The 7,478-nt window shown below is 62.0% G+C and carries 7 protein-coding genes (1 of these 7 cut by a window edge); all 7 read left to right on the forward strand.

The features are described from left to right. Tightly spaced (at most 16 nt apart), the 7 genes in view from B3187_RS07175 to B3187_RS07205 form a layout consistent with a single transcriptional unit that may run on beyond the window. Positions 1-171: the 3' end of a peptidoglycan D,D-transpeptidase FtsI family protein gene (locus tag B3187_RS07175; protein ID WP_286805409.1), read on the forward strand. 1,572 nt of this gene lie to the left of the window's left edge; the window shows 171 of its 1,743 coding nt (coding positions 1,573-1,743); its start codon lies off the left edge, out of view; its stop codon occupies positions 169-171. Continuing rightward, positions 168-1,709: a UDP-N-acetylmuramoyl-L-alanyl-D-glutamate--2,6-diaminopimelate ligase gene (locus B3187_RS07180; protein WP_286805411.1), complete on the forward strand. Its 1,542-nt coding sequence runs from the start codon at positions 168-170 to the stop codon at positions 1,707-1,709. Before B3187_RS07175 ends, B3187_RS07180 begins: the two co-directional genes overlap by 4 nt. After that, positions 1,706-3,070: a UDP-N-acetylmuramoyl-tripeptide--D-alanyl-D-alanine ligase gene (locus B3187_RS07185; RefSeq protein WP_286805413.1), complete on the forward strand. Its 1,365-nt coding sequence runs from the start codon at positions 1,706-1,708 to the stop codon at positions 3,068-3,070. The genes B3187_RS07180 and B3187_RS07185 overlap by 4 nt, the downstream gene beginning before the upstream one ends. After that, entirely contained in the window at positions 3,070-4,152 is a 1,083-nt protein-coding gene (mraY, locus tag B3187_RS07190) for a phospho-N-acetylmuramoyl-pentapeptide-transferase (protein ID WP_024460828.1), read from the forward strand. Before B3187_RS07185 ends, mraY begins: the two co-directional genes overlap by 1 nt. Before the next feature lie 16 nt (positions 4,153-4,168). Further along, the gene (gene murD / locus B3187_RS07195; RefSeq protein WP_286805416.1) at positions 4,169-5,512 is read left to right on the forward strand and encodes a UDP-N-acetylmuramoyl-L-alanine--D-glutamate ligase; all 1,344 of its coding nucleotides are present in this window, start codon (positions 4,169-4,171) and stop codon (positions 5,510-5,512) included. After that, a complete protein-coding gene (gene ftsW, locus B3187_RS07200; protein ID WP_286805417.1) occupies positions 5,509-6,726 on the forward strand; it encodes a putative lipid II flippase FtsW in 1,218 nt (405 codons plus the stop codon). Before murD ends, ftsW begins: the two co-directional genes overlap by 4 nt. Beyond that, entirely contained in the window at positions 6,723-7,346 is a 624-nt protein-coding gene (locus B3187_RS07205) for a glycosyltransferase (protein ID WP_349678197.1), read from the forward strand. Before ftsW ends, B3187_RS07205 begins: the two co-directional genes overlap by 4 nt. Positions 7,347-7,478: the final 132 nt, after the last annotated feature.

Here is a 7,478-nt window from a genome sequence, read left to right on the forward strand (position 1 = left end):
ATCATCGATGAGCCCTCGGATGAGCGTTATTTTGGTGGCCAAGTGGCCGCTCCGGTGTTTTCCAGAGTAGCCGAAGGCGCACTGCGTCTTTTGCAGGTGCCGCCCAGAGTGGACGGGGCGAAAGGCATCATGGTTCAGGATGACAAAAAGCGCGGAGAGCCCTGGTCATGACCCGTCGCTACGCCATTAACCTCGCGGACCTGGCACCGGCGCTGAAGCTCGATCCGGCGTCGCTGCCCGACATTCAGGGGCTGACCCTGGACAGCCGCCAGGTTCAGCCCGGTGATGCGTTTGTCGCCCTCAAGGGCGCGGTGCATGATGGGCGAGCTTATATAAAGGATGCCGTCGACAGTGGCGCCGTGGCGGTGCTGGTGGATGTGGACGCACCGGCGGACCTTCAGTCTGTGCCGGTTGTTGCACTGCCCAACCTGGCGGGCCAACTGAGCGAGTTGGCAAATCGGCTGTATCAGTCCCCGAGCGAAGCGGTCAACATCTTTGGCGTGACCGGAACCAACGGCAAAACCACCTGCTCTCTGCTGATGGCCCAGCTGGCGGCCGTCCATTGGGGAACGGCAGGGGTGATCGGCACTCTGGGGTATGGACTGTTGAAAGCCGATGAGCCTGCCGCCAAGCAGATTGCCGGCCTGGAACACACAGGCTTGACCACACCGGACGCGCTGAGTGTGCAGAAAACGCTGCGCTCGCTGGTGGATCAGGGCGCGCAGACGGTGGCCATGGAAGTTTCCTCCCACAGTCTGGTTCAGGGGCGCGTGGCCGCTGTGACGATGACGGCCGCTCTGTTCACCAACCTGAGCCATGACCACCTGGATTTCCACGGAGATCTGATCCGCTATGGCGCCGCCAAGGCACGCTTGCTGGAGCAACCCGGCCTGCAGGTGGCGGTCATCAATCGGGATGATGCCTGGGCCGCGAGCCTCGCCAATCAGGTGCCGGAAGGAGTTCAGGTGGTGAGTTATGCCCTGGATGACCCTCAAGCCGATGTCTACGTCACCGATCGGGTCGAACAGCGCGCGGGCATCAGTGCCCTGATCAACACCCCCTGGGGACAGGGCGAGCTCCACAGCCCACTGTTGGGTGAGTTCAATCTCAGCAACCTGCTGGGCGTGATCGCAACGCTCTGCGCCGCCGGCATGACACTGGAGGACATCTTGGCGGCCGTTCCCGGTCTGGTGCCGGCGCCCGGGCGCATGGAGCCGGTGGTCCTGGATGAACAGCGACAGGATGTGCAGGTGGTGGTGGATTACGCCCACACCCCGGACGCACTGGAGAATACCCTCAAAGCGTTGAGCCACCACAATACGGGTCGGCTATGGTGTGTGTTCGGTTGCGGTGGAGACCGGGACCGCGCCAAGCGTCCGAAGATGGGGCGGCTTGCCGAGCGGTACAGCGATTACGTGGTAGTGACCAACGACAACCCCCGCTCAGAGGATCCCGCCCAGATCGCGGCGGACATTCTGCGGGGCATGGACAATGACCATCAGTGCCTGGTGATTGCCGATCGCGCTCAGGCTATCGACCTGGCCATTCAGCAGGCCCGCGCCGGCGATACGGTATTGGTCGCGGGTAAGGGCCATGAGGATTATCAGATTTTTGCCCGGGAAACCCTGGCGTTCAGTGATTGCCAGCAGGTGCGCCAATCGTTGCAGCGTCGGCTGGCTAAGTTGACCCCCGGGGAGGTGACACCATGATCGGTACGATCGCTTTGTCAGAGCTGAACCGTCGTTTTGGGGGTGAGTTGACCCAGGGAGATGCCGAGTTCCGTCGGTTGAGCACCGACACCCGAACCGTGCAGGCCGGGGATCTGTTCCTGGCGCTGCGGGGCGAGCGCTTTGACGGCCATGAGTTTGTGCAGACCGCAGTCGACCGGGGCGCCTGTGGCGTGGTGGTCGACCAGCCGGTGCCGGACCTGACCGTACCTCAGTGGGTTGTGCCGGATACCCTGACGGCCCTGGGCCAGGTGGCATTGCTCAACCGTGAACGGTTTCGGGGCCCGCTGGTGGCGATCACCGGCAGCAGCGGCAAAACCACCGTCCGGACCATGCTCGCGGGCATTCTGGTGCGCGCCGGCGGTGTTCTGGCAACGCGGGGCAACCTGAATAACCACATCGGCGTGCCGTTGACGCTGTTGGAGCTGGATCAACATCACGAGTATGCGGTGATCGAGATGGGCGCGAGTGGCCCGGGCGAAATCGCGTCCTATTGCCAGTGGGCGAAGCCGGAGGTGGCGCTGATCAATAACGTCATGCCGGCGCATATCGAAGGTTTTGGTTCGGTCGAAGGTGTCGCCCGCGCCAAGGGAGAAATCTATACCGCGCTGGATGAAAACGGCATTGCCGTGATCAACCGCGACGACGCCTTTGCCTCTTACTGGTTGTCCAGTCTGGGCGGTCGCCGGGTGATCAGTGTGTCACTGGATCAGCAGGAGGCGGATTGCCACGCTCGCGATATCGAATATCGCCCCGATAGCGTGTTGTTCACCCTGGTCACCCGCAACGATGAGGCGCGGGTGCAACTGGCGGTACCGGGTGAGCACAGCGTCAGAAACGCGCTGGCCGCAGCCGGTTGTGCGTTGGCGTTGGGCCTGAGCGCTCAGGCCATTGCCCGTGGGTTGGAGAGTTTTGAACCGGTGGCGGGGCGTATGTCCGCCCGGCGAGGTTGGGCCGACGCGCTGATCATTGACGACAGTTACAACGCCAACCCCGGCTCGGTCCGGGCGGCGATCGAAGTGCTCGCCGCACACCAGGGCAAACGTATACTGGTGCTGGGCGATATGGGCGAGCTCGGAGAACACAGTGCCGAGCTGCATCGTGAGGTGGGTGAGCGGGCGCGCGAACGCGGCCTGGATCGGCTGGTGACGCTGGGGCCCCTGAGCGCCCAGGCCGCTGAGGCCTTTGGTGAGGGCGCCAGCGCCTACCGTACTCATGAGGAAGTGATTGCAGCCCTCAAGGGTGAGCTGGATGAACACACCCGCGTGTTGATTAAAGGTTCTCGCAGCGCCGGTATGGATCGGGTGGTGCGCGGTTTGAGCAAAATCGGAGACCAAGACTGATGCTACTGTGGCTCGCAGAATACTTACAAGAATACCTGCGCGGCATGGCCGTGTTTCAGTACCTGACGCTGCGTGCGATTCTCGGGGTGCTGACAGCCCTGGTGATTTCACTGTTGTTGGGGCCCTGGATGATTCGCCGGCTCAACTACCTGCAGATCGGTCAGGCTGTGCGCAGCGACGGACCGCAAACGCATTTGAGCAAGTCCGGTACACCGACAATGGGCGGCACGCTGATTCTAGCGGCTATTTTCATCAGTACCCTGCTCTGGACCGATCTCAGCAATCGCTATGTCTGGGTGGTGCTGGTGGTGACCGGCATTTTCGGCGCCGTGGGTTGGGTCGACGATTACCGCAAGGTGGTTCAGTCCAACTCCCGTGGTTTGCCCGCGCGCTGGAAGTATTTCTGGCAATCCGTGGCCGGTGTCGGCGCGGCCCTGTTTCTGTATTACACCGCCGTACTGCCTGCGGAGACCCAGCTGTTTGTACCGTTTTTCAAAAACGTGGCGCTGGATCTGGGCGTGTTTTATCTGGTGATCACCTACTTCGTGATTGTCGGTTCGAGCAACGCGGTGAACCTGACCGACGGTCTGGATGGGTTGGCGATCATGCCTTCGGTTATGGTGGGCTCGGCGCTGGGGATCATTGCCTATTTGTCCGGCCACGTGGAGTTTGCCAATTATCTGCACATCGCTCATATCCCCGGCGCCGGTGAGCTGGTGATTTTCTGCGGCGCCCTGGCAGGTGCCGGGCTGGGCTTTTTGTGGTTCAACACTTATCCGGCTCAGGTATTTATGGGCGATGTGGGCGCACTGGCACTGGGTGCCGCACTGGGGGTGATCGCCGTGATTGTCCGCCACGAGATTGTCCTGTTCATCATGGGCGGCATCTTTGTGATGGAAACGGTGTCGGTCATTCTGCAGGTGGCGTCCTACAAATTGACCGGTCGGCGGATTTTCCGGATGGCACCGCTGCATCACCATTACGAATTGAAAGGCTGGCCGGAGCCGCGCGTGATCGTGCGCTTCTGGATTATTACCGTGATGTTGGTCTCCTTCGGGCTGGCCACATTGAAACTGCGTTAACGGAGCGAGTAAAACTGTGCCTCAACTGATTGCGTCAAGCTGTGAAACCGCCATCGTGGGCGCCGGTGTGACCGGCGTCTCCGTCGCGCGTTTTCTGGCGCGTCGGGGGCAGGCGTTCACCTTGCTGGATACCCGTGCGGATCATCCCCAGCGCGAGGCGCTGGAGCAGGAGTTTGGTGCCGAGCGGGTGCAGTTCGGCCCTCTGGATGTGGCGTTGCTGAGCCGGGTGGAAGAAGTGGTGGTCAGCCCGGGGATTGCGATGAGCATCCCCGAGCTGCAACAGGCGCGCAATGCCGGCGCTCGCCTGGTGGGCGATATCGAACTGTTCGTGCGTTACGCCAAGGCGCCGCTGATCGCGATTACCGGCTCCAACGCCAAGAGCACGGTCACCACCCTGGTGGGTGAAATGGCCAAAGATGCGGGCGTGCGGGTCGCCGTGGGCGGCAACCTCGGCACCCCGGCACTGGATCTGCTCGATGACAGCGTTGAGTTGTACGTGTTGGAGCTTTCCAGCTTTCAACTGGAGGGTGTTTCCAAACTGAGCGCCAAGGTGGCCACGGTACTGAATGTCAGTGCCGATCATATGGATCGCTACCCGAACATGCCCGCCTACCATCAGGCCAAGTTGCGGGTTTATTTCGGCGCGGAACAGGTGGTGTACAACAGCCAGAGTGTGCTGACCCAGCCGCCGATGAGTGTCAATGCGATACCGGTCACCTTTGGTGGGCGCCCGGAGTTTCACCGGTTTGGCGCGGCCGAGCATGAGGGCGAGTTGTGGCTGTACTGGCAGCTCGACCCTCTGATGCCGGCGAGCGAGCTGAAAATCAAGGGACGGCACAATATCGATAACGCGTTGGCGGCGTTGGCGCTGGGTCACTCGGCGGGCTTGGCCCACGAGTCCATGCTTAACACCCTGCGTCGCTTCCCGGGCTTGGCGCACCGGTGCGAGTGGGTGGCGGAACACGCTGGCGTGACCTACTACAACGACTCCAAGGGTACCAACGTGGGCGCCGCCGTGGCGGCCATTGAAGGGCTGATGCCCCCTCAGGGAAAAGTTGTGTTGATCGCCGGCGGCGATCCCAAAGGCGCGGACTTTGCCGAGTTGCGCAAACCGGTCGAGCGCTGTGTTCGCACCCTGGTGTTGATCGGCACCGCCGCCGATGCCATGGAAGCGACGCTGGGCGACCTGGCGGACGTGATCCGCGCGGACTCCATGGAGGATGCGGTGCGCAAAGCTGCCGCCGCCGCACAGTCAGGCGATGTGGTTCTGTTGTCCCCGGCCTGCGCGAGCTTCGATATGTTCCGCAATTATCAGGACCGGGGCGAGCAGTTCCGCCAGGCAGTGGAGGGCCAGCAATGATGAATTGGCTCAAACAGCACTGGGAAGAATCCGTGGCGATTTTTCGTGGCGGCGTGGATCAATGGCTGATTCTCCTGTGGCTCGGTCTGCTCAGCATTGGCCTGGTGATGATCGCCTCTGCCTCGATCGCGTTTGCGGCGGATACCTACGGTGACCCCTGGTTCTTTACCAAGCGGCACTTTGTGTACCTGATGTTGGGGGTGGCGGTTGCCGCTCTGGTCGTGGCGGTGCCGGTGCGCTATGCCCAGCAATACGCCGGCTGGTTGATGGTGGCGACCCTGGGTTTGCTTTGCCTCGTGTTGGTTCCGGGTATTGGCCGGGAGGTGAACGGCGCCCGTCGCTGGCTGGATCTTGGGGTCATCTCAGTTCAGATTTCGGAAGTGGCCAAAGTGGCTGCGGTTGTGTTCTTTGCCAGCTTCTTCGCCCGTCGGCATCAGGAGTTGTATACCGGCTGGCAGGGCTTCGTGAAGCCGGTGCTGGTGTTGGGGCTGATGTGCTTGCTGCTGTTGTTCCAGCCGGACTTCGGTAGTGCCGTAGTGTTGGCCAGTGTGGTTCTGGCCATGATGTTTATCGCGGGGGTCAAGCTCTGGCACTTCGGATTGTTGGGGGCGGCGGCCATTGCCTGTCTGGCAGCGCTGGCGGTGTATTCGCCCTACCGGATGACCCGTCTGGTGACCTTTCTGGACCCCTGGTCGGCCCAGTTCGGCTCCGGCTATCAATTGACGCAATCCCTGATCGCCTTCGGTCGGGGCGAGTGGTTTGGCCTTGGTCTCGGGAACAGTCTCCAGAAACTGTTTTATCTGCCGGAAGCGCACACGGATTTTATTGCCGCCATCATGGCCGAGGAGTTTGGACTGATCGGTCTGGTGGTTATGCTCGGCGTATTCGCGGCGTTGATCGTGCGGATTTTTGCGATCGCTCGCGCAAGCCTGACGGCCAACCGGTTGTTTGCCGCGTTCGCCTCTTACGGCGTGGCCATATTGTTCACCTTCCAGGTATTCATCAATGTGGGGGTTGCCGCGGGCTTGTTGCCCACCAAGGGACTGACTCTGCCGTTTATCAGTTATGGCGGCAGCAGCTTGTTGATTGGCTGCGCGCTGATCGGCTTTGTGATTCGGGTGGATTGGGAGCAGCGCCAGGCGGTTCCGGTTTCGCGCGTGCGCACCCGGGTCAAGCCGGTGTCGGTGAGCTCACAGTGGCGGGAGGCAGCATGATGACTTCAGCCTCCCGTAAAAAAGCCCTGATTATGGCTGGCGGCACCGGAGGTCATGTGTTTCCGGCGTTGGCGGTGGCGCGCGAGCTGCAGGCGCAAGGCGTTCAGGTAGCCTGGTTGGGTACCGCCAAAGGTATTGAGGCCCGTCTGGTGCCGGGTGCGGGTATTGCCCTGCATTATCTGTCCGTGCAGGGCGTGCGGGGCCGCGGTATGGCCGGCCTTCTGAAGGCGCCATTTCTGATTCTGGCGGCCATCTGTCAGGCGCTGGCGGTGATCTGGCGGTTCAAGCCGGATGTGGTGGTGGGCTTTGGCGGGTTTGCCTCCGGCCCTGGTGGTATTGCGGCAAAACTGTTGTGGAAACCGTTGGTCATTCACGAACAGAATGCCATCCCGGGCACGACAAATCGTTACCTGGCGCCTTTGGCGCAATCGGTACTCACTGCCTTCCCGACTGGCCTGAAAGGAGCGCAGGAAGTCGGCAACCCAGTGCGTCGTGAGCTGGCGACCCTGGCAGCGCCCGCGGAGCGTTTCAGCGCGCGGGGCGAGCAGCCGCTGCGGCTTCTGGTGCTGGGTGAAGGCGAAGGTGGTGCNNCCCGAAGCGTTGGCCCGACTTGCACCTGACACCCGCCCGGTGGTGTGGCATCAAAGTGGCGCGGCCCATCAGGACGCCACCCGGTCGCACTATGATGCTGCCGGCGTGGACGCTCGGGTGGATGCGTTCATTGATGATATGGCCGAGGCCTACGCCTGGGC

Source organism: Marinimicrobium sp. UBA4209 (assembly GCF_002381585.1).
Lineage (GTDB): Bacteria > Pseudomonadota > Gammaproteobacteria > Pseudomonadales > Cellvibrionaceae > Marinimicrobium > Marinimicrobium koreense.

Coding starts and splice junctions, on each gene's coding strand:
- B3187_RS07180 (WP_286805411.1), top strand. CDS start 168: ATGACCCGTCGCTACGCCATTAACCTCGCGGACCTGGCACCGGCGCTG.
- B3187_RS07185 (WP_286805413.1), top strand. CDS start 1,706: ATGATCGGTACGATCGCTTTGTCAGAGCTGAACCGTCGTTTTGGGGGT.
- mraY (WP_024460828.1), top strand. CDS start 3,070: ATGCTACTGTGGCTCGCAGAATACTTACAAGAATACCTGCGCGGCATG.
- ftsW (WP_286805417.1), top strand. CDS start 5,509: ATGATGAATTGGCTCAAACAGCACTGGGAAGAATCCGTGGCGATTTTT.